We start from the raw sequence: 26033 nt of genomic DNA on the forward strand, positions 1-26033 counted from the left end.
TATGGTCAAGCCTCACGGGCAATTAGTATCGGTTAGCTCAACGCCTCACAGCGCTTACACACCCGACCTATCAACGTCGTAGTCTTCGACGGCCCTTCAGGGGACTCAAGGTCCCAGTGAGATCTCATCTTGAGGCTAGTTTCCCGCTTAGATGCTTTCAGCGGTTATCTATTCCGAACATAGCTACCCGGCAATGCCACTGGCGTGACAACCGGAACACCAGAGGTTCGTCCACTCCGGTCCTCTCGTACTAGGAGCAGCCCCTCTCAAATCTCAAACGTCCACGGCAGATAGGGACCGAACTGTCTCACGACGTTCTAAACCCAGCTCGCGTACCACTTTAAATGGCGAACAGCCATACCCTTGGGACCGGCTTCAGCCCCAGGATGTGATGAGCCGACATCGAGGTGCCAAACACCGCCGTCGATATGAACTCTTGGGCGGTATCAGCCTGTTATCCCCGGAGTACCTTTTATCCGTTGAGCGATGGCCCTTCCATACAGAACCACCGGATCACTAAGACCTACTTTCGTACCTGCTCGACGTGTCTGTCTCGCAGTCAAGCGCGCTTTTGCCTTTATACTCTACGACCGATTTCCGACCGGTCTGAGCGCACCTTCGTACTCCTCCGTTACTCTTTAGGAGGAGACCGCCCCAGTCAAACTACCCACCATACACTGTCCTCGATCCGGATAACGGACCTGAGTTAGAACCTCAAAGTTGCCAGGGTGGTATTTCAAGGTTGGCTCCACGCGAACTGGCGTCCACGCTTCAAAGCCTCCCACCTATCCTACACAAGCAAATTCAAAGTCCAGTGCAAAGCTATAGTAAAGGTTCACGGGGTCTTTCCGTCTAGCCGCGGATACACTGCATCTTCACAGCGATTTCAATTTCACTGAGTCTCGGGTGGAGACAGCGCCGCCATCGTTACGCCATTCGTGCAGGTCGGAACTTACCCGACAAGGAATTTCGCTACCTTAGGACCGTTATAGTTACGGCCGCCGTTTACCGGGGCTTCGATCAAGAGCTTCGCGTTAGCTAACCCCATCAATTAACCTTCCGGCACCGGGCAGGCGTCACACCCTATACGTCCACTTTCGTGTTTGCAGAGTGCTGTGTTTTTAATAAACAGTCGCAGCGGCCTGGTATCTTCGACCGGCGTGGGCTTACGCAGCAAGTGCTTCACCCTCACCGGCGCACCTTCTCCCGAAGTTACGGTGCCATTTTGCCTAGTTCCTTCACCCGAGTTCTCTCAAGCGCCTTGGTATTCTCTACCCAACCACCTGTGTCGGTTTGGGGTACGGTTCCTGGTTACCTGAAGCTTAGAAGCTTTTCTTGGAAGCATGGCATCAACCACTTCGTCACCCAAAGGGTAACTCGTCATCAGCTCTCGGCCTTAAGATCCCGGATTTACCTAAGATCTCAGCCTACCACCTTAAACTTGGACAACCAACGCCAAGCTGGCCTAGCCTTCTCCGTCCCTCCATCGCAATAACCAGAAGTACAGGAATATTAACCTGTTTTCCATCGACTACGCTTTTCAGCCTCGCCTTAGGGACCGACTAACCCTGCGTCGATTAACGTTGCGCAGGAAACCTTGGTCTTTCGGCGTGGGTGTTTTTCACACCCATTGTCGTTACTCATGTCAGCATTCGCACTTCTGATACCTCCAGCAAGCTTCTCAACTCACCTTCACAGGCTTACAGAACGCTCCTCTACCGCATCACCTAAGTGATACCCGTAGCTTCGGTGTATGGTTTGAGCCCCGTTACATCTTCCGCGCAGGCCGACTCGACTAGTGAGCTATTACGCTTTCTTTAAAGGGTGGCTGCTTCTAAGCCAACCTCCTAGCTGTCTAAGCCTTCCCACATCGTTTCCCACTTAACCATAACTTTGGGACCTTAGCTGACGGTCTGGGTTGTTTCCCTTTTCACGACGGACGTTAGCACCCGCCGTGTGTCTCCCATGCTCGGCACTTGTAGGTATTCGGAGTTTGCATCGGTTTGGTAAGTCGGGATGACCCCCTAGCCGAAACAGTGCTCTACCCCCTACAGTGATACATGAGGCGCTACCTAAATAGCTTTCGAGGAGAACCAGCTATCTCCGAGCTTGATTAGCCTTTCACTCCGATCCACAGGTCATCCGCTAACTTTTCAACGGTAGTCGGTTCGGTCCTCCAGTTAGTGTTACCCAACCTTCAACCTGCCCATGGATAGATCGCCCGGTTTCGGGTCTATTCCCAGCGACTAGACGCCCTATTAAGACTCGCTTTCGCTACGCCTCCCCTATTCGGTTAAGCTCGCCACTGAAAATAAGTCGCTGACCCATTATACAAAAGGTACGCAGTCACCCAACAAAGTGGGCTCCCACTGCTTGTACGCATACGGTTTCAGGATCTATTTCACTCCCCTCTCCGGGGTTCTTTTCGCCTTTCCCTCACGGTACTAGTTCACTATCGGTCAGTCAGTAGTATTTAGCCTTGGAGGATGGTCCCCCCATATTCAGACAAAGTTTCTCGTGCTCCGTCCTACTCGATTTCATGACCAAGAGATTTTCGCGTACAGGGCTATCACCCACTATGGCCGCACTTTCCAGAGCGTTCCGCTAATCTCAAAGCCACTTAAGGGCTGGTCCCCGTTCGCTCGCCACTACTAAGGGAATCTCGGTTGATTTCTTTTCCTCAGGGTACTTAGATGTTTCAGTTCCCCTGGTTCGCCTCTTAAGCCTATGTATTCAGCTTAAGATAACCATCTTATGATGGCTGGGTTCCCCCATTCAGACATCTCCGGATCACAGTCTGTTTGCCGACTCCCCGAAGCTTTTCGCAGGCTACCACGTCTTTCATCGCCTCTGACTGCCAAGGCATCCACCGTATGCGCTTCTTCACTTGACCATATAACCCCAAGCAATCTGGTTATACTGTGAAGACGACATTCGCCGAAAATTCGCATTGCTCTAAGAGCAACTCACAAATTTTACCTTAGCCTGATCCGTTACCAGTGAAAGTAACGTTCAGTCTATCTTTCTATCACATACCCAAATTTTTAAAGAACGATCTAGCCAAAGACTAGAAATCAACATTCATCACCGTCACGGCGGAATGCTCATTTCTAAGCTCTTACAACAGAAGCAGTAGTGGTGGAGCCAAACGGGATCGAACCGTTGACCTCCTGCGTGCAAGGCAGGCGCTCTCCCAGCTGAGCTATGGCCCCGTATTTCTACAGGTTCCCACACAAAATTGGTGGGTCTGGGCAGATTCGAACTGCCGACCTCACCCTTATCAGGGGTGCGCTCTAACCAACTGAGCTACAGACCCAATTTCGAGCTACAAGGCCGACCTCACCCTGCTCTTTACCACAAAGCATGGGGTGCGCTCTAACCAATTAAGCTACAACCCGTTAGGGCTGCTTCTTATCGTCTTCTTCAATGAATCAAGCAATTCGTGTGGGAGCTCATGGTACAGCTGAGTCGTCGATTAAGGAGGTGATCCAGCCGCAGGTTCCCCTACGGCTACCTTGTTACGACTTCACCCCAGTCATGAATCACACCGTGGTAACCGTCCTCCCGAAGGTTAGACTAGCTACTTCTGGTGCAACCCACTCCCATGGTGTGACGGGCGGTGTGTACAAGGCCCGGGAACGTATTCACCGCGACATTCTGATTCGCGATTACTAGCGATTCCGACTTCACGCAGTCGAGTTGCAGACTGCGATCCGGACTACGATCGGTTTTATGGGATTAGCTCCACCTCGCGGTTTGGCAACCCTCTGTACCGACCATTGTAGCACGTGTGTAGCCCAGGCCGTAAGGGCCATGATGACTTGACGTCATCCCCACCTTCCTCCGGTTTGTCACCGGCAGTCTCCTTAGAGTGCCCACCATTACGTGCTGGTAACTAAGGACAAGGGTTGCGCTCGTTACGGGACTTAACCCAACATCTCACGACACGAGCTGACGACAGCCATGCAGCACCTGTCTCAATGTTCCCGAAGGCACCAATCCATCTCTGGAAAGTTCATTGGATGTCAAGGCCTGGTAAGGTTCTTCGCGTTGCTTCGAATTAAACCACATGCTCCACCGCTTGTGCGGGCCCCCGTCAATTCATTTGAGTTTTAACCTTGCGGCCGTACTCCCCAGGCGGTCAACTTAATGCGTTAGCTGCGCCACTAAGAGCTCAAGGCTCCCAACGGCTAGTTGACATCGTTTACGGCGTGGACTACCAGGGTATCTAATCCTGTTTGCTCCCCACGCTTTCGCACCTCAGTGTCAGTATCAGTCCAGGTGGTCGCCTTCGCCACTGGTGTTCCTTCCTATATCTACGCATTTCACCGCTACACAGGAAATTCCACCACCCTCTACCATACTCTAGCTTGTCAGTTTTGAATGCAGTTCCCAGGTTGAGCCCGGGGCTTTCACATCCAACTTAACAAACCACCTACGCGCGCTTTACGCCCAGTAATTCCGATTAACGCTTGCACCCTCTGTATTACCGCGGCTGCTGGCACAGAGTTAGCCGGTGCTTATTCTGTCGGTAACGTCAAAATTGCAGAGTATTAATCTACAACCCTTCCTCCCAACTTAAAGTGCTTTACAATCCGAAGACCTTCTTCACACACGCGGCATGGCTGGATCAGGCTTTCGCCCATTGTCCAATATTCCCCACTGCTGCCTCCCGTAGGAGTCTGGACCGTGTCTCAGTTCCAGTGTGACTGATCATCCTCTCAGACCAGTTACGGATCGTCGCCTTGGTGAGCCATTACCTCACCAACTAGCTAATCCGACCTAGGCTCATCTGATAGCGCAAGGCCCGAAGGTCCCCTGCTTTCTCCCGTAGGACGTATGCGGTATTAGCGTCCCTTTCGAGACGTTGTCCCCCACTACCAGGCAGATTCCTAGGCATTACTCACCCGTCCGCCGCTGAATCAGAGAGCAAGCTCTCCTCATCCGCTCGACTTGCATGTGTTAGGCCTGCCGCCAGCGTTCAATCTGAGCCATGATCAAACTCTTCAGTTCAAACATCTTTGGGTTTTGAGAAAACCCTAAACTTGGCTCAGCAATCGTTGGTTACATCTTTGATTTCTCGCGGAGTAACTTGTGATGCTGATAATCTGTTGACTAGCAGTCTGATACCACAAGCACCCACACGAATTGCTTGATTCAGTTGTTAAAGAGCGGTTGGTTAAGATCTTTCGTCTCAACCGAGGCGCGCATTCTACAGCAGCCTCTGTTGCTGTCAAGTGATTACTTCAAAAGTTTTCAAGGATTTCCTTAACAACTTCAACCACTTGCGCTTTCGATCTCTCGTCAGCGGGAGGCGAATTCTACAGCGTTACTCGCTGCTGTCAACACCTCTTTTTCAACTTCCTTTCGGCTTCGATGACCTGAAGCAACTCACTGCCGAAAACTGCGTAACTCATTGTTTACCAAGGAGTTTTCCGTTTCGACTGCGCCGGAAGTGGGGCGAATTATAGGCCTCCAGAATCTGCCGTCAACCGCTAATTACACTTTTTTGGCTAATGGCGCCCTTTTAGCCATTAAACGCGGTATTCGCCGGGTTACCGGCGGTAGCCGCAGCACTAATAGCAACGCCCCAAGAGCGGCATAGATCGACCACTCCTTCAAATCGGCGCGCACAATCCAGAGCATATGCATCAACCCAAGGCATAGAACCAGATAAGCCAGACGATGTAGCTTTTTCCAGAGCGCACCCAAACGTCGCTGACTATATCGATTGGAAGTCACTGCCAACACCAACAAACACAGAAGCCCCAACACTCCGACAATGATGTAGGGACGTTTGCGCAACTCAACACCTAACTGCGACCAATCGAACCCAAGGATGAATGCCAAATAGGCGCTCAAGTGCAAAATCACGTAAGCGAAACACCACAACCCCAGTTGCCGCCGGACAACAATCCACCCAGTCCAACCCGTGAGTCTCTGCAGCGGCGTCATGCTTAACGTAATGAGCAACAGAACAAGCGTCCCCAGGCCCAGCCGGTCAACCAACACCTTGCCCGGATCAGGTCCCAACACATCTTCCCAAGCTTGATACAACCAAAGCAGCGGCCATAACGCCGTAGCAACGAAAACACCAACACGCCAGAGCGGATACCGCATCAGTAGTTCTTCCGCAGATCGAGCCCTGTATATAGAGAAGCGACCTCATCCGCGTAGCCATTGAACATTTGCGTGTCACGCACATTCGGCTTGAACAGGCCACTCGGCAACCGCCGCTCACGGGCCTGAGTCCAGCGCGGGTGATCAACCGCAGGATTCACATTTGCATAAAAGCCATACTCGTCCGAGGCGATACTCTGCCAAGTCGTTTTTGGCTGCTCACTCTCCAGGGTGATTCGCACGATAGACTTGATGCTTTTAAAGCCATATTTCCACGGCACTACCAAACGCAGCGGCGCCCCGTTCTGATTCGGTAACTCACGCCCGTACATCCCCACCGCCAGAATCGCCAGTGGGTTCATTGCTTCATCCAGTCGCAACCCTTCCACATACGGCCAGTCGATCAAGGCGAACCCCGACCGCTGCCCCGGCATGCTCTCGGGGTCCTGCAGAGTTTCGAAGCGGATGAATCTGGCTTTTGACGTTGGCTCTACCTGGTTGAGCAAAGCCGAAATAGGGAACCCAATCCATGGAATGACCATCGACCAGGCCTCCACACAACGAAGACGGTAAATGCGCTCTTCCAGCTGATACGGCTTCATGAAGTCTTCCAGTGCATAGCGCCCCGGCCTACCCACTTCACCATCTACCACCACAGTCCATGGCTCAGTCTTCAGCGCACCCGCATTCGCGGCCGGATCGCCCTTGTCAGTACCGAATTCATAGAAGTTGTTGTAGTGGGTTGCATCCTTGAACGGCGTTATCGCCTCATCCTTGACGTTAACCGCCCCCCACTTGATTGACGGAAGCTTTTCGCTGAACCATGAAGGCGCCTTGCCAGGCTCGACATCCGCGTAGCGCGCCGCCTCATCGGCACTCGCCCACCGCGGAAGACCGCTCATGGTCAAGCCGGCAACGGCAGCACCCAATACATTGCGTCGAGAAAGATAGATGGACTCAGGCGTGACATCCGACTCGTGGCAGTCGGACGCTTTGGGGATTTTGATCAGCATGGCTACTCCGCAGCATTGGAGAACAGATACACCAACAGACTGCGGAGTATGAGGGAAGCTACACGCTTTTGTGCCGGCGAAGGCGTAACAAGTATTGAACAGGACCAGAAGCTGCATAGGCGAGGAAAACCAGCAGCAAGATGCGCGGCGGATCACTGAACACCACCGCGAACACCAGCACCACGGCGAGGATCGCTACGAAAGGCACACGTCCTTTAAGATCCAGCTCCTTGAAACTGTTGTACTTGATGTTGCTGACCATCAGCATGCCTGCAGCCGCGACCATCAGCGCTACCAAGAAGGACATCTTGGAGCCCTGAATGCCGTAATCGCTGAACGCCCAGACGATCCCAGCCACTACTCCAGCGGCAGCCGGGCTGGCCAGGCCGATGAAGTAACGCTTGTCCGCCGTGCCGACCTGGGTATTGAAACGCGCCAGGCGCAGTGCAGCGCCCGCGACATAGATGAAGGCGACCATCCAGCCTACCTTGCCCATATCACCCAAGGCCCAGCCAAACGCCAATAATGCCGGCGCCACACCGAAAGCGACCATATCCGATAACGAGTCATACTCGGCACCGAAGGCGCTTTGGGTATTAGTCATGCGGGCTACACGACCATCGAGGCCGTCGAGCACCATAGCGACGAAAATTGCGATGGCGGCGAACGCAAAATACTTGCTCGCACCAATCGAATCACCTGCACTCAAGGCACTTTGGGCGCTCATGGAGTTGATGATGGAGTAGAACCCTGCGAACAGGTTCGCAGTGGTGAACAGATTCGGCAGAAGATAGATACCACGATGCCGGACTTTACGACCTTCAGCGTCATGCCCCTCTTCGACATGCTCATCGATGGGCAGCAGGCTTTCGGCGTCAGAAGCCTGGTTTGGCTCTTCGGGACGTTCGCTCATGGACAATACCTTGCAACGGGGTGGAAAGTTTCGACAGATGTCTGCGACAACGGTTCGCATCGCAAACGATGCAGCTTTATACCAGAACCAGCCCTCCAAACGAAAAAACGCGGCCTAAGCCGCGTTTTTCGTAAAAGCGTCAGACTCAGTTTTTGGCTTTGTCGACGATCTTGTTGGCACCGATCCACGGCATCATGGAGCGCAGTTGCTCGCCGATGATTTCGATACCGTGAGCGGCGTTGTTACGACGCTTGGCGGTCATCGAAGGATAACCGGTAGCGCCTTCGCTGATGAACATCTTGGCGTATTCGCCGTCCTGAATACGTTTCAGGGCGTTGCGCATTGCCTGACGGGATTCAGCGTTGATCACTTCCGGACCGGTCACGTACTCGCCGTATTCGGCGTTGTTGGAGATCGAGTAGTTCATGTTGGCGATACCGCCTTCGTACATGAGGTCAACGATCAGCTTCAGTTCGTGCAGGCATTCGAAGTAGGCCATTTCCGGCGCGTAGCCAGCTTCAACCAGTGTTTCGAAACCGGCTTTTACCAGCTCAACGGTACCGCCGCACAGAACGGCCTGCTCACCGAACAGGTCGGTTTCAGTCTCGTCCTTGAAGGTGGTTTCGATGATGCCGGTACGACCGCCACCCACGCCAGCAGCGTAGGACAGTGCAACGTTCTTGGCGTTGCCCGAAGCGTCCTGGTAGATAGCGATCAGGTCAGGGATACCGCCGCCCTTCACGAATTCGGAACGTACGGTGTGGCCTGGAGCCTTCGGCGCGATCATGATCACGTCGAGGTCGGCGCGCGGCACAACCTGGTTGTAGTGAATCGCGAAGCCGTGGGAGAAGGCCAGGGTGGCGCCTTTCTTGATGTTCGGCTCGATTTCGTTTTTGTACAGGGCAGACTGGAATTCGTCCGGGGTCAGGATCATGACCAGGTCGGCAGCAGCCACAGCGGAAGCAACGTCGGTCACTTTCAGGCCATGGGCTTCGGCTTTGGCGACAGTGGCCGAACCTTTACGCAGGCCAACGGTAACGTCTACGCCGGAGTCTTTCAGGTTGCACGCTTGAGCGTGGCCTTGGGAACCGTAACCGATGATGGCAACTTTCTTGCCCTGGATGATCGACAGGTCGCAGTCTTTTTCGTAATAAACTTTCATGAAATTCCCCTATATATCCAGGCCGTTCAGGCCATTCGCTAATTTGGTTTAGATGCTGAGTACTTTGTCGCCGCGGGCGATCCCGGTAACGCCACTGCGGACGGTTTCCAGAATCGAAGCGGTGCCGATGGACTGGATGAAGCTGTCAAGCTTGTCGCTGGTACCGGTCAATTGAACGGTATAAACGCTGGCGCTGACATCGACGATCTGTCCACGGTAAATATCGGTAGTGCGTTTGATCTCGGCGCGCTGGGCGCCGGTGGCCTTGACCTTGACCAACATCAGTTCGCGCTCGATGTGAGCACTTTCCGACAAGTCGACCAATTTGACCACTTCGATCAGTTTGTTCAGGTTCTTGGTGATCTGCTCGATGACTTCATCGTGACCAACAGTGGTCAGCGTCAGACGCGACAGAGTCGGGTCTTCGGTTGGCGCCACGGTCAGGCTTTCGATGTTGTAGTTGCGCTGCGAGAACAGGCCGACTACGCGAGACAAAGCGCCGGGTTCGTTTTCCAGAAGCAAGGAAATAATGTGACGCATGATTAGGTACGCTCCGTCTTGCTCAGCCACATATCGCGCATGGAGCCGTCTTTGATCTGCATCGGGTAGACGTGCTCGTTGGCATCGACCTTGATATCAAGGAACACCAGGCGATCCTTCATGGCGAATGCTTTTTCCATCATCGGCTTCAAATCCTTCAAGTCGGTGATGCGCATCCCAACGTGACCGTAGGCTTCGGCCAGTTTGACGAAGTCCGGCAACGATTCCATGTACGAATGCGAGTGACGCGCGCCGTAGCTCATGTCCTGCCACTGACGAACCATGCCGAGTACGCCGTTGTTAAGCAGGATGATCTTCAGCGGCAGGTCATGCTGCAGGCACGTCGACAGCTCCTGGATATTCATCTGGATGCTGCCTTCACCGGTCACACAAGCCACGTCAGCATCCGGGAAGTTCAACTTCACACCCATTGCTGCCGGCAAACCGAAGCCCATCGTGCCCAGGCCACCGGAGTTGATCCAGCGATTCGGCTTGTTGAAGCGGTAGTATTGCGCCGCATACATCTGGTGCTGACCCACGTCGGAGGACACATATGCGTCGCCGTGCGTCACTTCACTCAGCGTCTCGATCACGGTCTGCGGCTTGATGATGCTGCCGTCACCCTTGTTGTAAGGGAACATGTCGCGATCAGCACGCCACTCTTCGACCTGCTTCCACCAGCTGGCAACCGATTCCTTGTTAGGGGTCTCACCGATCTCTTTGAAGGTAGCGACCATTTCAGTCAGTACACTTTCCACCGGACCTACGATAGGCACGTCGGCCTTGATGGTCTTGGAGATAGAAGCAGGGTCGATGTCAATGTGAATAATCTTGGCATTCGGGCAGAATTTCGACGGGCCGTTGATCACGCGATCGTCGAAACGCGCACCGACTGCAAGGATTACGTCGGCATGGTGCATCGCCAGGTTGGCGGTGTAGCTGCCGTGCATGCCCAGCATGCCGAGGAACTGACGGTCGGTGCCCGGATAGGCACCAAGGCCCATCAAGGTATTGGTGACCGGAGCGTTCAGCAGCTGCGCCAACTCGGTCAACGGTGCGGAACCGTTGCCCATAATCACGCCGCCACCGGCATAGATGATCGGCCGCTTGGCCGCCAAGAGCATTTCCACGGCTTTACGGATCTGACCCGAATGACCACGGACGGCCGGGCTGTAGGAACGCAATTTGGCTTTTTTCGGGAAGATATATTCGAACTTCTCGGCCGGGTTGGTCATGTCTTTCGGAATATCGACAACGACCGGACCAGGACGCCCGGACTGCGCCAGATAGAAAGCTTTCTTCATGACTTCCGGAATTTCCGACGGATGCTTGATCATGAAGCTGTGTTTCACGATCGGCCGGGAGATACCGATCATGTCGGTTTCCTGGAATGCGTCGGTTCCGACCATGTTGCTAGGCACTTGAGCGGTCAGGATCACCATCGGAATGGAGTCCATATACGCCGTAGCGATACCGGTGATGACGTTGGTTGCGCCAGGACCGGAAGTCACCAGTACAACACCAGCCTTGCCGGTGGCACGCGCATAGCCGTCAGCCATGTGAGTGGCTGCCTGCTCATGACGGACGAGAATATGTTGAACGGTAGGTTCTTTGAACAGTGCATCGTAGATATGCAATGCGGCACCGCCAGGGTACCCATAGATATACTTGACGCCTTCGTCACGCAAAAAGCGGACGATCATTTCACCGCCAGATAAAAGCTCCACGTTGTCCACCTCTAAAACGCCAGAATACCGCCCAAAAAGGGACGGGTCTTAATAGGTTTACTTCTCAGCAGAGCATGAGCGACGGTGGTCGCCGACTACGTCAGCACTGACTGAGCAAGTATTGGGATCGTCCCAAGTGTTGCGGGCCTTTCCCACCCAGCGCGAGGTAACGCGTTGCGGGTGTAACAGGTCGGCGCGGATGTGCGCCTCATGATCTGCTGAGTGGGTCTGCTTCTGGCAGTCCCTCTACAGCGGACTTTGGATTCTTCTGTTTCGTCCCCTGCAAGTCAAGTCGTCTATGTGCTTTATTGAACTAAGCACATGAGAAAGCAAGAAAAAACCGCGAAACCGCAAGTGTGTTAGCTTCAATTGCGCAACCCGAGACAAGGAAATGACATGCGAGCGTTGTTCCTGGCCGCCGGCCTGCTGATTGGTCTCAGCTCTTTGAGCATGGCCGCTCCGATTTATAAATGGGTCGATGCCCAGGGCGTTACCCACTTTGACGCTCAACCGCCTCCAGGCCAGCAAGCCACCGTTGTCGTGACACCCTCCCCGCCCGCCGCAAAACTGACTACACCCACAAACAGCGCAACGATAGGCGACCAACAAGCCATCGACAAAAACGTCAAAAAGCAGGTTGCCGAGCAGCAGGCAGAACTAAAGGTATTTTGTGAACAGGCGCGAACGAACCTGGCGCAGTTGCAGAACAATCCGCGGCTTAGAGAGGAAGTGGATGGAGAGTTGCGTCGCCTGGACGACGCTCAACGGCAAGAGCGCATAGAGGAAACGCAGAAACAGATTGCGGATAACTGCCAGTAGCCCTGTAGGAGCAAAGTTTGCTCGCGATGGCGGTGCAAAAGTCAACATATCTGTTGAATCTAAGGCCGTCATCGCGAGCAAGCTTCGCTCCTACAAAGATCCGAGGTCAGCGAGCGGCAGTGATCAGTTGATCGAACTCTTTGAGCAGCACTTGCAGCTGTCGATCCTTGCCCTGAACACCACGGGAGGCGAAGACCATTTCGGCCATCTCCTGAATCCCCGAAGCGTTCGGCAAGGGCAGATCCTGTTCGAGGATCGCTTTCATGCGCGGCAGGAAGATCCATTGCAGCCACTGCTCGAAGTCCAGTGTATCGACCGAAAAGGGTTCAACACTCGATAGCGCTTCAGCGGATGGCGAGACCTCATCCCACCAGCCTTGCAGCCGCAGCTCACGCTCAATCAATAGCAATTGATCGGCAATTTTCGGAAAGCGTACATCCATCACGACGTAACCTTCGCCTTCTGACGGGCCAATGCCGCGCCAGCAGAATCACCCTGCTTCTCACGCGCCTGGGCGATCAGCTCCCACAGGCTGGCCTGAAGTGCCGGACGACCATTGGCGAAGGTCAGACCGCGACGGGCGAACTGTTCAGCCTGTGGTGCATCGCCTTGGGCCATGCGTACTTGCGCCAGGCGATAAAGCACTTGCGGCTCACGCGGGGCGACACGCTGGGCGCGCTCCAGACTTGAAGACGCGCCATTGAGGTCGCCGCCGGCTTGTTGCTGCTGAGCAGTGGTCAATAGAGCGAGTACTGGACCATCCAGCTGCTCATCGGCGGACAGCCCTCCGGAACTGGCCGAAGGAATCCCGCTCGGCGCTGACGGCATGCTGTAGCTGCCCTGATTGATCGGCGCAGACTGCATCGGCGAAGTATCAATTGGTCCCGACGTAATCGGGCCAGGGGTGATCGGCGTGGTGCTGATAGGCGTCGACGTCGTTGCGCCACCACCTGGTACCATCACGACAACACCGGTATCGCCTTGCGGAATTTCCTGGGCCTTGGCCTGCGCAGGACGCTTTACCGTCGTCTGACGGAAGCCGCCATTCGCTGATACCCGTTCACTGTTGGAAACGCCGGTGCCGGAGTCCACAACCGGAATCGAGCCGCGCTGCACAGTGGAGCAACCGCTGAGCAAAGCCACGGCAGTAACCGCTGGAATCAACCACTTATTCACTTGAAACCCTCTTTGCTTAATTCATCCAGCCCTTGACCCAATCCATCACCGTTTCACCGGAAGCAGGGCTATCGCCACCGCAAGCGGCACCGGGAGGCGGTTCGCTGCCGCGAATATACGGCATCTGCACGGCGCCTGGGCAGTTGGCATCAGAGCCCTGCCCGGTCCGCGAATCGACCCAAGCCTGAACAATATTATCCGGCTGCGGCATGTCCAGCGGCAATGGATCGGCCTTGCGCATGAAACTGGTCCAGACCTGCAACGCACCGGTGGCACCGGTGAACGGTGTCTTGCCGTTGTCATCGCGGCCCAACCAGACTACCGCCAACAAGTCCTGGCTAAAACCTGCGAACCAGCTGTCCCGGGAATCATTACTGGTGCCGGTCTTGCCGGCCAGGGTCAAGGTCTTTGGCAAAACGTTATAAACCGAACTACCCGTGCCTTCACGCATGACCCGCTGCATTGCGCTTTGGATCAGGTAGATGGAAGCCGGATCGAAACGCTGCTGAATCTGGAACGGATAGCGCTTGAGCGGCTCGCCTTCGGCGGTCAGTACGCTACGAATCCCGCGCATCGGTGTATTGAAACCGCCGTTGGCGAGGGTCTGGTACATGGTCGCCACTTCGATCGGGGTCATGCCGCCCGCCCCCAGCAACATCGACGGGAAGGCCGGGAATTCGCGGCTCACACCCAGACGGCCCAAGGTCTTGAGTACATTCGGTACACCAACGGCCAAGCCGAGACGCGCGGTCGACAGGTTGTAGGAATGCGCCAGGCCTTGATAAAGGAAAACGGTGCCATGGGAGCGCCGATCATAGTTCTGCGGCTTCCAGACTTGACCGTCCGCGCCTTTGACCGAGAAGGATTCGTCTGACAGCCAACTGGTCAATGTGTACTGGCTTGGTTTCTCGAGCGCTGTCAGATAAACCGCCGGCTTGATCAGCGAGCCGATCGGTCGCACCGCGTCCAGTGCACGGTTAAAGCCGGCAAAACTCGCCTGGCGACTGCCGATCATGGCCTGGACTTCGCCGGTTTCCGGATTGGTTACGACCATCGCCGCTTCAACGTCGTCGGAACCCTTGCGCCCGGACAGGCGTTTAAAGGTGTCGTTGACCGATGCTTCAGCCTTCATCTGCAGGATCGGGTCAAAGCTTGTGAAGATTCGCAGGCCTTCTTCGGTCAAGTCTTCGTCGCGATAGTCTTCACGCAGTTGACGCTTGACCAGATCCAGGAAGCCAGGGAACGAGCTGTCCGCCAGACTGCCACGCTTGGTCACGCCCAACGGCATCTTCTTCGCGGCGTCAACTTGCTCGGCAGTCGCTACGCCCTGCTCTTGCAACACGTCGAGAACCAGATTGCGCCGTTCAAGAGCACGCTCCGGGTAACGACGCGGGTTATAGGAAGACGGTCCCTTGACCATACCCACCAGCAATGCAACCTGATGCAGCTTGAGTTCAGCCAACGGTTGGCTGAAGAAGAACTGGCTGGCCAGACCAAAACCGTGCACCGCACGCTGGCCATCCTGGCCGATAAACACTTCGTTGAGGTAAGCCTCAAGAATTTCGCGCTTCTCGTAGTGCACTTCAAGCAGTAGCGCCATCATCGCTTCGGTAAGCTTACGGCTCAGACTACGCTCGTTGGTCAAGTAGAAATTCTTCACCAACTGCTGAGTCAGGGTACTGCCGCCCTGACGCATCCGGCCGGACGAGCCGTTTACCCAGATCGCGCGGGCAATCGACTTTGGCGAGACGCCAAAGTGGTGGTAGAAATCGCGGTCTTCGACGGCCACCAGGGTATCAAGCAGGTACGGCGGCACCTGATCGATCTTGATCAGGATTCGGTCCTCAAGGTTTTTCGGGTACAAACCACCGATTAGCAGTGGCTCCAGGCGTACCACGGACAACTTCGAACCGTTGGTCGCCGAAAGCTCGGCGACATAGTCGCCGGAGAACCGCACGCGCACCGGTTGCGCTTGTTCCATTCCTTCATAGAACTGGAAACCACGGGTATTCAGATCGACGGTGTTGCCGTTGACAGAAGCCGCACCCGGGCCGTTGGCCACGCTTTCACGGCGATAGCCCAAGGCATCGAGCTCAGTCAAAAAGTCGTCCCTGCTCAGCTTTTGTCCGACGAACAGCTCAAGCGGACGCGCGTATACCTTGGCCGGAATCGTCCAGCGCTTGCCGGAGAACTTCTCCTGCACGATGGCATCGAGGTAAACCGCGAATCCAGCCAGCACCACAAGGCCGACCAGACTGAGTTTAAGGACCCAGCCCAGCCAGGGCCGCAGGCCTCGGGAGGGTGGTTTTTTTGGGGTACGGGGGGATCGAGTACGAGTCATGGCGGCGGATTATACGCACTTTATTCATACTCAACAGGAGCCCTCCGAGTTTGCGTTAGGCTGGCTAGCCGCCATAATGACGACCTGAATTTTTCCAGACTCTGAAGGATCATCCCTGTGAGCCAGTCCCTGATCGCCGCCCTGCAAAACCCGGCCCTCTATCCGCATCCTGTAGACGGCTTCAAGGTCATCGAGACCCATATTTCCTGGGTGCTGCTCACCGGCCCCTATGCTTATAAAGTGAAGAAACCGGTGAATTTCGGTTTCCTCGACTTCACCAGTCTTGACGCTCGCGAGCATTTTTGCGGCGAAGAGCTGCGCCTGAACCAGCGTCTTACAGACGATTTGTATCTGGAAGTGCTGCCTATTACTGGCAGCATCGAAGCACCACAAGTGGGCGGCGACGGCCCGGCCATCGAATATGTACTGAAAATGCGCCAGTTCCCACAAAACGGTTTGCTCAGCACCCTGCAGGCCAACGGCGAACTGACTACCACGCACATCGACGCGATGGCGGCACAAATCGCCCGGTTCCACCTCAGCGCACCGAAAGTGCCGGCCGAACACGAAGCAGGCACCCCCGACAGCGTCATGGCGCCGGTGCGGCAGAACTTCGAACAAATCCGCCCATTCCTCAGCGACAAGGCAGACTTGCTGCAACTGGACGCACTGCAAGCCTGGGCCGAAAGCAGCTTCGACCGCCTCAAGCCCGTTTGCACCCAGCGCAAGGCCGACGGTTTCATCCGCGAATGCCATGGCGACATTCATTTGGGAAATGCCACGGTGATCGACGGCAACGTCGTGATTTTCGACTGCATCGAATTCAACGAACCGTTCCGCTTTACCGATGTGTATGCCGACGCCGCTTTCCTGGCAATGGACCTGGAAGACCGCGGCCTCAAGAGCCTGGCCCGTCGTTTTATCAGCCAATATCTGGAGCTGACCGGCGATTACCAAGGCCTGGAACTGCTCAACTTCTATAAGGCCTACCGTGCACTGGTTCGCGCTAAAGTCAGCCTGTTCAGCATGCCGGCCGACGCAACCCCGGTGCAGCGCGCAACCACCCTGCGCCAATACCGGACCTACGCCAACCTGGCGGAAAGCTATAGCACCATTCCTTCGCGTTTCATGGCCATAACCCATGGTGTTTCCGCTGTCGGTAAAAGCCACGTTGCGATGCGTCTGGTGGAAGCGTTGGGCGCGATTCGAGTGCGCTCTGATGTAGAACGTAAACGCCTGTTCGGCGAGCAAACCGTCGCGAATGACCTCCAGGCCGGCATTTATAGCGCTGATGCCAGCACCGCAACCTACAACCGCTTGCATGAAATTGCGGCAGTTATCCTTCACGCCGGTTTCCCGGTGGTGATCGATGCCACTTACCTCAAGCACGACCAGCGCAACAGCGCAGCGAAAATTGCCGAGGCCACAGGTACGCCGCTCCTGATCCTCGACTGCAATGCGCCACAAGCTGTTATCGAGAGTTGGCTGGCCTTGCGCCAGGCAGACAAAGCAGATCCATCCGACGCGACGCTGGCAGTCATCGAAGCTCAGCAAGCCAGTCGTGAGGCGCTGACACCAGCAGAAATTCTCTGCAGTAAACGCGTTCAGACCAATGAAAGCGGGACTCTCGACACAGTCGTGGCGCAAATTCGTCAACGCCTGCCAGGCCTGTAAAAACTATTTCAGCCGTGAAGCGATCGCTGGCTTCACGGCTGCCAAATAGTGGCACTATACTGGCGTCATAAAACCAACAGGTGATGTGACATGAGCCAGCCGAAACTTCTCGACACACCGCTTTATGCCTTGCTGCACAAAGACGACATCACAGGTTTCAACAACGAACGCCCCAAGGAAGGGCCTGTCGACATGGTCGGTGGTGACTTCCGCGGTCTGGACTTGCGCGAGTTGAACGCCGACGGCGTCGACTTTACCGATGCCTATTTCCGATCCGCCGATTTGCGCGGCATCGATTTTCGCAAGGCGTCACTTGAAGGCGCAAGCCTGGGTCATGCGCAAATTTCCGGTGCGTACTTTCCGGCAGAGCTGAGTGCTGACGAGATTCTGATGTCGATGAACTTCGGTACTCGACTGCGTTATCGCACCCGCTGAGCAATAGCTTAAACTGACAAGTCCAGTGCCCCCGCCTTGCATTGGACTCAGGACAGACTCGACTCAAGTTCCAGCCTGATCGAGTCCTCTTCGCGGATTTTCAAACCCCTACAGGCTCCTGCCCCTTAGAAGCATTTGCGTCGAAAACGACCAAACAATCACGCTTTTCCTACTGATGGCTACACTCCTCAGAAGCTTGCCCACGCACCATTCGGCCATCGCAAGGAGGCTTGATGAATGATGAACTGCAACACCTTAAGAATCTTGGCAAGACGTCGGCGCAGTGGCTGCATGCGGTGGGCATCCACAGCGCCTCGGACTTGCGTCGCCTGGGGGCGGTGGACGCTTATAGGGCTGTGCGCACGCGCGGCTTTCGAGCCTCCAAGGTGTTGTTGTATGCAATCGAAGGCGCCCTGATGGACGTGCACTGGAACGACATTCCCGCCGAACGCAAAGAGGCCCTGAATAAACAACTGGAAGCCATCTCGTCACGCCACAAGAATTGAACAAGCTTGCCATTACAGACATGCAAACAAACACTGTAAACGACAGACCAACTCAATGATTACAGGGACTTGCAAAGAGCACGGACACAAAACGAGCAAATGAGCAATCAGCTGTTGACTTGGTAATGAGAATCGATATGATTATCACAACTGGTCGCGAGACTGGTCGATATTCTGAATAGCCCTTGGTTCGCACTCTCAGATTATCTCCTCATCAGGCTAATCACGGTTATTTGACCCGGCTCTTGCCGGGTCTTTTTTTGCCTGTGGAAAAGTCGTCGCCCTTCTCCGTGACCGCGAACCGCAGCGCATGGTTATTGGCCAGGCATTTGGTGAGCAGGCCAAGTATCCTGTGCAGCTGGCGCCTGCACCCCGTTGAGTAAGTCAGCCATTTGATAATTGCTTGAATTTGTACGTCGAGCTCGGACATATCCGGTCATGACTGTGGGACCTGAGGAAAAGCATGAAAATTCTGTGTACAGGCGTTGATCTGGCCGAAGCCGGTAGCCGTGGATTCGAACTCGACGGGCATAAACTCTTTGCCGTACGCCGGGGCGGTCAGGTTTACGTGTATATCAATCGGTGCCCGCACCGGGGCGTCGGCCTGGAATGGACGCCTGACCAGTTTCTGGACCCCAGCAACAGCCTGATCCAGTGCGCCACCCACGGTGCCCTGTTTTTGATCGAAGATGGCGAATGTGTTGCCGGCCCATGCGCAGGGCAGTCGCTAACCAGAGTCGATTGCCGCGAGGATGCGCAGGGAATTTGGGTCAGCCTCTAATTATTGAGCAATACCTCCAGGCGTCGATCCACCACCATCTCTTCATGGGTGAGACGCACGCCATAAGCCAGCACTTCAACCCCGCACGCCACCGCCTCGCGCAGGGCCTGCGCATAGGCCGAATCGATTTCCTGGGCCGCACGCACGGCTTCGATACCGGTCAGGTTCACGCAGTACAACTGCACCGCACGAATGCCGTCCCGAGCCAGATGAGCCAACTCTCGCAGGTGCTTGGCCCCGCGCTGGGTCACTGCATCGGGAAACGCCGCCACCGCGCTGCCGTCAAAACCCAGAGTGACACTTTTGACCTCCACATAAGCTGGCCCATCGGGGTATTCGAGGCGGAAATCGATCCGGCTCTTTTCCTGACCGTAGGCCACTTCGCGTTTGAGTTCGGTGAAGCCGTTCAGCTCGGTGATGACCCCGGCCAGCAGTGCTTCCTCGATCAAAGCGTTGGCCCGACTGGTGTTCACGCAAAAATGACGGCCATGCGGGGTCTCGCCGATTTCCCAGGTGCCTGGCAACTTGCGCTTCGGGTCATTGGAGCGACTGAACCAGACCTGCCCGCCCTCGACCTGACAATTGAGCATAGAGCCAGTGTTTGGACAGTGAATGGTCAACAGTTCGCCGCCAACGGTTTCGATATCGGCAAGAAAACGCTTGTAACGGCGGATCAGACGACCTTCTTCGAGGGGAGGATGAAAACGCATCAGCCTTGCCAGCTCTGCAGACCCCGACCGATTCGCTCAACCGCTTCCTGTAAGCGCTCCAGGTTTTGCGTGTAGGCAAAGCGAACGTGATGCCCAGCCTGATAGCGCCCGAAATCGAGTCCCGGCGTGAATGCCACATGTTCGGTTTCCAGGAAATGTCTGCAGAACGAGAAGGCATCTCCGCCGAATTTGCTGATATCAGCGTACAAATAGAACGCACCTTCCGGTTCGACAGCGATCCCGAAGCCCAATTCGCGCAGGGCCGGCAAAAGGAAATCCCGACGACGACCGAATTCGGCGCGGCGCTCTTCGAGAATGCTGATAGTCGCCGGTTCGAAACAGGCCAGTGCAGCATACTGGGCCATGCTCGGGGCACTGATGTAGAGGTTCTGGGCGAGTTTCTCCAGCTCACCAACGGCCGCGTCGGGCGCAACCAGCCAACCGAGTCGCCAACCAGTCATCCCGAAGTATTTCGAAAAACTATTAAGCACAAAAGCACTGTTATCGACTTCCAGCACACTGGCCGCATCGGTGCCGTAGGTCAGGCCGTGGTAGATCTCGTCCACCACCAGATGACCGTGACGCTGCTTGATGGCGGTGGATAGTCCCGCCAGTTCGTCGCGAGTAAGGATCGTCCCTGTCGGGTTGGCCGGAGATGCCACCAGCGCACCCACACTGTCGTGATCCCAATGCCGTTCGACCAGATCCGGCGTCAGTTGATAACGCACGTCCGGACCTACAGGAACCAGCTGCGCGGCGCCTTCCACCAGCCGCAGGAAGTGCCGGTTGCACGGATAACCCGGGTCCGCCAGCAGCCAATGCTTGCCCGGATCCACCAGCAAGGCGCTGGCCAGCAACAGCGCACCGGAACCACCTGGCGTGATGAGGATGCGCCGCGGGTCAATGTTCAAGCCATAGCGCTGCTGATAAAAGCCCGAAATGGCCTCACGCAGCTCGGGAATGCCGCGGGCGGCGGTGTATCGCGTCTTCCCCGATGCCAGTGCGGCCTGGCCGGCGCGGATAATCGGCTCGGCGGTAGTGAAGTCCGGTTCGCCGATTTCCAGGTGAATCACATCGTGACCGGCGGCCTGTAGCTCATTGGCCCGCGCCAGCAAGGCCATGACATGAAAAGGTTCGATCGCGCGACTGCGAGCACTGTAGGACTGAGCCATTGGCCTTCCTTCAACGAAGAAAAGAATCGATTCTACCCAAGCGCAGGAACGAGCGAGAACCTAAAGCGGTCAGACCCGTATCACCCAGACCCAAAACGACTCAAGCGAGTGCCCAAGGTTTGACTAAAATCAATAATTGATCAGGGCTCCAGAGCCACCAGACAGCGCTTTGCCATCATTTGCAGGCACCGCAGGCCACGGCCTCGACATCCGGGAGTAGCGCGGTCTGATTTGATCTGGTAAGTTCGCCCGCTTGCAGCCGCAGGGCCGGCGGGTGCCGGTGATGGAGCAATCCTGCGCAGATGGATTACAAGAGTAGAGGCGGTCTATTTCATGTCCACCCAAGCAAAGCAACAACCAGCTCAGACGATCAGCGGCTTCGAACCCTATAAAGAAGTCAAGGGTGAGGAATACATGGGCAAGCCCATGCGCGCGCACTTCACCAAAGTCCTGAACAAGTGGAAACAGGACTTGATGCAGGAAGTCGACCGCACGGTTGACCACATGAAGGACGAAGCAGCCAACTTCCCGGATCCGGCAGACCGTGCCAGCCAGGAAGAAGAGTTCGCCCTCGAACTGCGAGCCCGCGATCGTGAGCGCAAGTTGATCAAAAAGATCGACAAGACGCTGCAATTGATCGAAGACGAAGAGTACGGTTGGTGCGAGTCCTGCGGCGTTGAAATCGGCGTCAAGCGTCTGGAAGCCCGCCCTACCGCCGACATGTGCGTTGACTGCAAGACCTTGGCGGAAATCAAGGAAAAGCAAGTCGGCAAGTGATATCGACTTGAACGAAGAACGGAGCGTGCGAACGCTCCGTTTTTGTTTCTGATGTTTTTTGGCTTTAATTGCATTCATGACCGTCATTACCTCTCCCTCCTACATCGGGCGCTTCGCCCCTACACCCAGCGGCCATCTGCATTTCGGTTCACTGGTCGCAGCACTGGCCTCGTACCTCGACGCGCGCTCGGTAAGCGGCCGCTGGCTGATGCGCATGGAAGACCTCGACCCTCCCCGTGAGGAGCCCGGTGCCCAGACAGCGATTATCAAGGCGCTGGAGAGCTATGGTTTCGAGTGGGATGGCGAGATGGTCCGTCAGAGCGACCGGCACGAAGCCTACGCCGAAGTGCTCAATCGCCTGTTCAATCACGGCCTTGCCTACGCCTGCACCTGCTCGCGCAAGCAACTGGCGCCGTACCACGGCATTTATCCGGGACTGTGCCGCAATGCCGGGCATGGCTGCGACGATGCCGCGATCCGGGTGCGCGTTCCTGAGCTGGACTACCACTTCATTGACCGCGTGCAAGGTGAGTTCCATCAGCACCTGGGTCGGGATGTCGGAGATTTCGTGATTCGCCGCCGCGACGGGCTCTATGCCTATCAACTAGCGGTGGTACTGGACGATGCATGGCAAGGCATCACCGATATCGTGCGCGGCGCGGACCTGCTCGACTCCACGCCACGCCAGCTCTACCTGCAGGAACTGCTCGGCTTGCGGCAACCGCGTTATTTGCACATCCCGCTGATTACTCAGCCCGATGGCAACAAACTCGGCAAGTCCTACCGCTCTCCGCCATTGACCGAAGATCAGGCAACACCGTTGTTGCTGCGCGCCTTGCGTGCACTGGGGCAGACTCCCGGTGCCGAACTGGATTACGCCACGCCAAGGGAAGTGTTGAACTGGGGCATCGCCCACTGGGATGCAAGCCTGATTCCACGCACATTGAGCCTGCCCGAGGCGCAGCTGCAGTGATCGTGCTTGCAGTGGCGCGCCCATCCGTTACCATCGCCGCACGTTTTCGGGCACGCGCATAAAAAAGAGAGGCCGGGATGTACATCTATCGCTTGGTCCTGCTCCTGGTAGTGGGGATTTATCTGTTTTCCCCAGCCATCATGGATTGGTGGATCGACGCCACTGGCGCCTGGTATCGCCCTTATCTGCTCTGGCTGATCCTGATCGTCGTGACCTTCATCCTGCAGAGCCAAAAAGATGCCGATGAGCTTTAGCCTGACCCAGATGATCCTGATCAGTGCCGCGTACCTGGCGGTGCTGTTCGGCGTGGCCTGGATCAGCGAACGGGGCATGATCCCCCGGGCGATCATTCGCCACCCGCTCACCTACACCCTGTCGCTGGGGGTCTATGCCAGCGCCTGGGCGTTTTATGGCACCGTGGGCCTGGCTTATCAGTACGGTTACGGTTTCCTGTCCAGTTACCTCGGGGTTTCCGGGGCATTCCTGCTCGCGCCAGTGTTGCTGTATCCGATCCTGAAGATCACCCGCACCTATCAGTTGTCGTCCCTGGCGGACTTGTTCGCGTTCCGCTTCCGCAGTACCTGGGCCGGCGCGCTGACCACGATTTTCATGCTGATTGGCGTACTGCCGCTGCTAGCGTTACAGATTCAGGCGGTGGCCGACTCAATCGGCATCCTCACCCGCGAGCCAGTGCAACATCGCGTGGCCCTGAGCTTTTGCGCCCTGATCACGTTGTTCACGATTTTCTTCGGTTCCCGGCACATAGCTACTCGTGAAAAGCATGAAGGACTGGTGTTCGCGATCGCCTTCGAATCGGTGATCAAGCTGATCGCCATAGGCGGCGTCGGCCTTTATGCGCTGTATGGCGTATTCGACGGTCCCCAACAGCTAGAGTTGTGGCTGTTGCAAAACCAGACTGCCCTCGCCGCGCTACACACGCCGTTGCAGGAAGGCCCGTGGCGCACGCTGCTGCTGGTGTTCTTCGCCTCGGCGATCGTGATGCCGCACATGTACCACATGACGTTCACTGAAAACCTCAACCCGCGCTCGCTGGTCAGCGCGAGCTGGGGATTGCCGCTGTTTCTGTTGCTGATGAGCCTGGCGGTGCCACTGATTCTCTGGGCCGGCCTGAAACTCGGCGCTACCACCAACCCGGAATACTTCACGCTAGGCGTCGGCATCGCCGCCAACAGCAAAGCGCTGGCGTTGCTGGCGTATGTCGGCGGCCTTTCCGCCGCCAGCGGCCTGATCATCGTCACCACCCTCGCGCTGTCCGGCATGGCCCTGAACCACCTGGTGCTGCCGCTGTATCAACCGCCTGCGGAAGGCAATATCTACCGCTGGCTAAAGTGGACGCGCCGGGCGCTGATCGTCGCGATCATCATGGCTGGTTACGGTTTCTACCTGTTACTGGGCGCGGAACAGGACCTGGCCAACCTCGGCATCGTTGCCTTTGTCGCAACTTTGCAGTTCCTGCCGGGTGTGCTCTCGGTACTGTATTGGCCGACCGCCAACCGTCGCGGCTTCATCGCCGGGTTACTGGCAGGGATTCTGGTGTGGCTGGTGACCATGCTGCTGCCGCTGGTCGGCAATTTGCAGGGCTTCTACATTCCCCTGCTGAACATGATCTATGTACTGGACGACACCAGTTGGCACATGGCGGCGATCGCCTCGCTGGCCGCCAACGTGCTGATGTTCACCCTGATCTCGCTGTTCACCAACGCCAGCACCGAAGAGGCCAGCGCCGCCGAAGCCTGTGCCGTGGACAATGTGCGTCGCCCGCAACGCCGCGAACTGCACGCTGCCTCGCCTCAGGAATTCGCCACCCAACTGGCCAAGCCGCTTGGCGCCAAGGCCGCGCAGAAAGAAGTCGAGCAAGCGCTACGCGATCTTTATCTGCCATTCGATGAACGCCGGCCTTATGCCTTGCGCCGCTTGCGTGACCGCATAGAGGCCAACCTCTCCGGCCTGATGGGACCGAGCGTGGCCCAGGACATGGTCGAAACCTTCCTGCCGTACAAGGCCAGCGGCGAAAACTATGTCACCGAGGACATCCACTTCATCGAAAGCCGCCTCGAAGATTACCACTCGCGCCTGACCGGGCTGGCCGCCGAACTCGATGCCCTGCGCCGCTATCACCGCCAGACCCTGCAGGAATTGCCGATGGGCGTATGCTCGCTGGCCAAGGATCAGGAAATCCTCATGTGGAACAAAGCCATGGAGGAACTGACCGGGATCGCCGCTCAACGGGTAGTCGGTTCGCGCCTGAGTACCATTGGCGACCCGTGGAAAGGGCTGTTGCAAGGTTTCATCAATGTCCCGGACGAACATTTGCACAAGCAACACCTGGCTCTTGACGGCCAGACCCGCTGGCTGAACCTGCACAAGGCAGCGATCGACGAACCGCTTGCTCCCGGCAACAGTGGCCTGGTGTTACTGGTGGAGGATCTGACCGAAACCCAGATGCTCGAAGATAAACTGGTGCACTCAGAGCGTCTGGCCAGCATCGGTCGCCTGGCGGCTGGTGTGGCCCATGAAATCGGCAACCCGATCACTGGTATTGCGTGCCTGGCGCAGAACCTGCGCGAAGAGCGCGAAGAAGACGGCGAACTCAAGGAAATCAGCGGGCAGATCCTCGAACAGACCAAACGTGTGTCGCGCATCGTGCAATCGCTCATGAGCTTTGCCCATGCCGGCAGCCACCAACACAGTGACGAGCCCGTTTGTCTGGCGGAAGTCGCCCAGGACGCTATCGGCCTTCTGGCCCTGAACCGACGCAATTTCGAAGTACAGTTCTACAACCTGTGCGACCCCGATCATTGGGTTGAAGGCGACCCACAGCGGCTTGCCCAGGTATTGATCAACCTGCTCTCAAACGCCCGCGACGCCTCACCTCCGGGCAGCGCAGTGCGCGTCAAGAGCGAAGCCGGCGAACACACGGTCGACCTGATCGTGGAAGACGAAGGCAGTGGGATTCCATCGAGCATCATGGATCGATTGTTCGAACCCTTCTTCACCACCAAGGACCCGGGTGAAGGCACCGGTCTGGGCCTTGCACTGGTCTATTCCATCGTTGAAGAGCATTATGGACAAATCACCATCGACAGCCCGGCTGATGTTCAGAGCCAACGCGGCACCCGTATCCGGGTGACCTTACCGCGTCATGTCGAAGCGACGTCCGCTGTGAACTGAGA

At 56.3% G+C, this 26033-nt stretch carries 21 protein-coding genes, 2 tRNA genes and 2 rRNA genes; 9 read left to right on the forward strand and 16 right to left on the reverse strand.

Features of this window, described 5'->3' with window-relative positions; translation table 11 throughout:
• Window position 1 precedes the first annotated feature (1 nt).
• The 10 genes from CES87_RS09025 to CES87_RS09075 all read right to left on the reverse strand — a co-directional run bounded on the left by CES87_RS09025 (window position 2) and on the right by CES87_RS09075 (window position 11475).
• Window positions 2-2893 (reverse strand): 23S ribosomal RNA (locus CES87_RS09025).
• Window positions 2894-3136: 243 nt separating this feature from the next.
• A tRNA-Ala gene (locus CES87_RS09030) sits at window positions 3137-3212 on the reverse strand.
• Window positions 3213-3239: 27 nt separating this feature from the next.
• Window positions 3240-3316 (reverse strand) — tRNA-Ile (locus CES87_RS09035).
• A 160-nt stretch (window positions 3317-3476) separates the two neighbouring features.
• Window positions 3477-5013 (reverse strand): 16S ribosomal RNA (locus CES87_RS09040).
• The 16S and 23S rRNA genes sit together here with 2 tRNA genes alongside, the layout of an rRNA operon.
• 486 nt (window positions 5014-5499) lie before the next feature.
• Window positions 5500-6120, reverse strand: coding sequence for a protein-methionine-sulfoxide reductase heme-binding subunit MsrQ (gene msrQ, locus CES87_RS09050; protein ID WP_128605865.1), 621 nt, complete (start codon window positions 6118-6120; stop codon window positions 5500-5502).
• A complete protein-coding gene (gene msrP / locus CES87_RS09055) occupies window positions 6120-7133 on the reverse strand; it encodes a protein-methionine-sulfoxide reductase catalytic subunit MsrP (protein WP_128605866.1) in 1014 nt (337 codons plus the stop codon). Before msrP ends, msrQ begins: the two co-directional genes overlap by 1 nt.
• A gap of 58 nt (window positions 7134-7191) precedes the next feature.
• Window positions 7192-8046, reverse strand: coding sequence for a CDP-diacylglycerol--serine O-phosphatidyltransferase (gene pssA / locus CES87_RS09060; RefSeq protein WP_128605867.1), 855 nt, complete (start codon window positions 8044-8046; stop codon window positions 7192-7194).
• Window positions 8047-8191: 145 nt separating this feature from the next.
• Window positions 8192-9208: a ketol-acid reductoisomerase gene (gene ilvC / locus CES87_RS09065; protein ID WP_007948647.1), complete on the reverse strand. Its 1017-nt coding sequence runs from the start codon at window positions 9206-9208 to the stop codon at window positions 8192-8194.
• A 48-nt stretch (window positions 9209-9256) separates the two neighbouring features.
• Entirely contained in the window at window positions 9257-9748 is a 492-nt protein-coding gene (gene ilvN / locus CES87_RS09070) for an acetolactate synthase small subunit (RefSeq protein ID WP_003176102.1), read from the reverse strand.
• A gap of 2 nt (window positions 9749-9750) precedes the next feature.
• Entirely contained in the window at window positions 9751-11475 is a 1725-nt protein-coding gene (locus CES87_RS09075) for an acetolactate synthase 3 large subunit (RefSeq protein ID WP_128605868.1), read from the reverse strand.
• Window positions 11476-11871: 396 nt separating this feature from the next.
• Between CES87_RS09075 and CES87_RS09080 the strand changes: the two genes are divergently transcribed.
• Window positions 11872-12294 (forward strand): DUF4124 domain-containing protein, encoded by a 423-nt coding sequence (locus CES87_RS09080; protein ID WP_128605869.1) that lies wholly within the window; start codon window positions 11872-11874, stop codon window positions 12292-12294.
• A 106-nt stretch (window positions 12295-12400) separates the two neighbouring features.
• Here the strand turns inward: CES87_RS09080 and CES87_RS09085 are convergent, their stop codons facing one another.
• From CES87_RS09085 to mrcB, 3 genes are read right to left on the reverse strand one after another with little or no spacing between them, the layout of a single operon-like run.
• Window positions 12401-12736, reverse strand: coding sequence for a YqcC family protein (locus CES87_RS09085; RefSeq protein ID WP_128605870.1), 336 nt, complete (start codon window positions 12734-12736; stop codon window positions 12401-12403).
• Entirely contained in the window at window positions 12736-13470 is a 735-nt protein-coding gene (locus CES87_RS09090; protein WP_128605871.1) for a M48 family metallopeptidase, read from the reverse strand. Before CES87_RS09090 ends, CES87_RS09085 begins: the two co-directional genes overlap by 1 nt.
• A gap of 16 nt (window positions 13471-13486) precedes the next feature.
• Window positions 13487-15811, reverse strand: a complete 2325-nt coding sequence (mrcB, locus tag CES87_RS09095; protein ID WP_128605872.1) for a penicillin-binding protein 1B — start codon at window positions 15809-15811, stop codon at window positions 13487-13489.
• Window positions 15812-15928: 117 nt separating this feature from the next.
• On the opposite strand from mrcB, the gene CES87_RS09100 reads away from it, so the two are divergent.
• From CES87_RS09100 to CES87_RS09110, 3 genes are all read left to right on the forward strand, one after another.
• A complete protein-coding gene (locus tag CES87_RS09100) occupies window positions 15929-17485 on the forward strand; it encodes a bifunctional aminoglycoside phosphotransferase/ATP-binding protein (RefSeq protein WP_128605873.1) in 1557 nt (518 codons plus the stop codon).
• Between the two features lie 90 nt (window positions 17486-17575).
• Window positions 17576-17920, forward strand: coding sequence for a pentapeptide repeat-containing protein (locus tag CES87_RS09105; protein WP_128605874.1), 345 nt, complete (start codon window positions 17576-17578; stop codon window positions 17918-17920).
• 233 nt (window positions 17921-18153) lie between these two features.
• Entirely contained in the window at window positions 18154-18426 is a 273-nt protein-coding gene (locus tag CES87_RS09110) for a TfoX/Sxy family protein (RefSeq protein WP_007971093.1), read from the forward strand.
• A gap of 229 nt (window positions 18427-18655) precedes the next feature.
• Here CES87_RS09110 and CES87_RS09115 read toward each other — a convergent pair whose 3' ends face one another.
• Window positions 18656-18856: a hypothetical protein gene (locus tag CES87_RS09115; protein ID WP_128605875.1), complete on the reverse strand. Its 201-nt coding sequence runs from the start codon at window positions 18854-18856 to the stop codon at window positions 18656-18658.
• 33 nt (window positions 18857-18889) lie between these two features.
• Here CES87_RS09115 and CES87_RS09120 point away from each other — a divergent pair, with 33 nt between their 5' ends.
• On the forward strand, window positions 18890-19207 hold the full coding sequence (locus CES87_RS09120) for a Rieske 2Fe-2S domain-containing protein (RefSeq protein WP_128605876.1): 318 nt from the start codon (window positions 18890-18892) through the stop codon (window positions 19205-19207).
• Here CES87_RS09120 and sfsA read toward each other — a convergent pair.
• Both sfsA and CES87_RS09130 read right to left on the reverse strand, forming a co-directional pair.
• A complete protein-coding gene (gene sfsA, locus CES87_RS09125) occupies window positions 19204-19917 on the reverse strand; it encodes a DNA/RNA nuclease SfsA (protein WP_128605877.1) in 714 nt (237 codons plus the stop codon). The genes CES87_RS09120 and sfsA overlap by 4 nt on opposite strands.
• Entirely contained in the window at window positions 19917-21089 is a 1173-nt protein-coding gene (locus CES87_RS09130; RefSeq protein ID WP_128605878.1) for a pyridoxal phosphate-dependent aminotransferase, read from the reverse strand. The genes sfsA and CES87_RS09130 overlap by 1 nt, the downstream gene beginning before the upstream one ends.
• Window positions 21090-21422: 333 nt before the next feature.
• Here CES87_RS09130 and dksA point away from each other — a divergent pair, with 333 nt between their 5' ends.
• From dksA to CES87_RS09150, 4 genes are all read left to right on the forward strand, one after another.
• Window positions 21423-21866 carry an RNA polymerase-binding protein DksA gene (dksA, locus tag CES87_RS09135; RefSeq protein WP_128605879.1) on the forward strand — a complete coding sequence of 148 codons (444 nt, stop codon included), beginning with the start codon at window positions 21423-21425 and terminating at the stop codon, window positions 21864-21866.
• Window positions 21867-21942: 76 nt separating this feature from the next.
• Complete coding sequence (gene gluQRS / locus CES87_RS09140) at window positions 21943-22839, forward strand: tRNA glutamyl-Q(34) synthetase GluQRS (RefSeq protein WP_128605880.1); 897 nt, start codon at window positions 21943-21945, stop codon at window positions 22837-22839.
• 77 nt (window positions 22840-22916) lie between these two features.
• Window positions 22917-23093: a hypothetical protein gene (locus CES87_RS09145; protein WP_003176118.1), complete on the forward strand. Its 177-nt coding sequence runs from the start codon at window positions 22917-22919 to the stop codon at window positions 23091-23093.
• Window positions 23077-26031 (forward strand): sensor histidine kinase, encoded by a 2955-nt coding sequence (locus CES87_RS09150; RefSeq protein ID WP_178081408.1) that lies wholly within the window; start codon window positions 23077-23079, stop codon window positions 26029-26031. The genes CES87_RS09145 and CES87_RS09150 overlap by 17 nt, the downstream gene beginning before the upstream one ends.
• Window positions 26032-26033 lie beyond the last annotated feature (2 nt).

It is taken from the genome of Pseudomonas sp. ERMR1:02 (assembly GCF_002277815.1).
Taxonomy (GTDB): Bacteria; Pseudomonadota; Gammaproteobacteria; order Pseudomonadales; family Pseudomonadaceae; genus Aquipseudomonas.

Bases quoted from the DNA above. Each gene is read 5' to 3' on its own strand.
- msrQ (WP_128605865.1), bottom strand. From the start codon at position 6,120: ATGCGGTATCCGCTCTGGCGTGTTGGTGTTTTCGTTGCTACGGCGTTA.
- msrP (WP_128605866.1), bottom strand. From the start codon at position 7,133: ATGCTGATCAAAATCCCCAAAGCGTCCGACTGCCACGAGTCGGATGTC.
- pssA (WP_128605867.1), bottom strand. From the start codon at position 8,046: ATGAGCGAACGTCCCGAAGAGCCAAACCAGGCTTCTGACGCCGAAAGC.
- ilvC (WP_007948647.1), bottom strand. From the start codon at position 9,208: ATGAAAGTTTATTACGAAAAAGACTGCGACCTGTCGATCATCCAGGGC.
- ilvN (WP_003176102.1), bottom strand. From the start codon at position 9,748: ATGCGTCACATTATTTCCTTGCTTCTGGAAAACGAACCCGGCGCTTTG.
- CES87_RS09080 (WP_128605869.1), top strand. From the start codon at position 11,872: ATGCGAGCGTTGTTCCTGGCCGCCGGCCTGCTGATTGGTCTCAGCTCT.
- CES87_RS09085 (WP_128605870.1), bottom strand. From the start codon at position 12,736: ATGGATGTACGCTTTCCGAAAATTGCCGATCAATTGCTATTGATTGAG.
- mrcB (WP_128605872.1), bottom strand. From the start codon at position 15,811: ATGACTCGTACTCGATCCCCCCGTACCCCAAAAAAACCACCCTCCCGA.
- CES87_RS09105 (WP_128605874.1), top strand. From the start codon at position 17,576: ATGAGCCAGCCGAAACTTCTCGACACACCGCTTTATGCCTTGCTGCAC.
- CES87_RS09110 (WP_007971093.1), top strand. From the start codon at position 18,154: ATGAATGATGAACTGCAACACCTTAAGAATCTTGGCAAGACGTCGGCG.
- CES87_RS09115 (WP_128605875.1), bottom strand. From the start codon at position 18,856: ATGTCCGAGCTCGACGTACAAATTCAAGCAATTATCAAATGGCTGACT.
- CES87_RS09120 (WP_128605876.1), top strand. From the start codon at position 18,890: ATGAAAATTCTGTGTACAGGCGTTGATCTGGCCGAAGCCGGTAGCCGT.
- sfsA (WP_128605877.1), bottom strand. From the start codon at position 19,917: ATGCGTTTTCATCCTCCCCTCGAAGAAGGTCGTCTGATCCGCCGTTAC.
- CES87_RS09130 (WP_128605878.1), bottom strand. From the start codon at position 21,089: ATGGCTCAGTCCTACAGTGCTCGCAGTCGCGCGATCGAACCTTTTCAT.
- dksA (WP_128605879.1), top strand. From the start codon at position 21,423: ATGTCCACCCAAGCAAAGCAACAACCAGCTCAGACGATCAGCGGCTTC.
- gluQRS (WP_128605880.1), top strand. From the start codon at position 21,943: ATGACCGTCATTACCTCTCCCTCCTACATCGGGCGCTTCGCCCCTACA.
- CES87_RS09145 (WP_003176118.1), top strand. From the start codon at position 22,917: ATGTACATCTATCGCTTGGTCCTGCTCCTGGTAGTGGGGATTTATCTG.
- CES87_RS09150 (WP_178081408.1), top strand. From the start codon at position 23,077: ATGCCGATGAGCTTTAGCCTGACCCAGATGATCCTGATCAGTGCCGCG.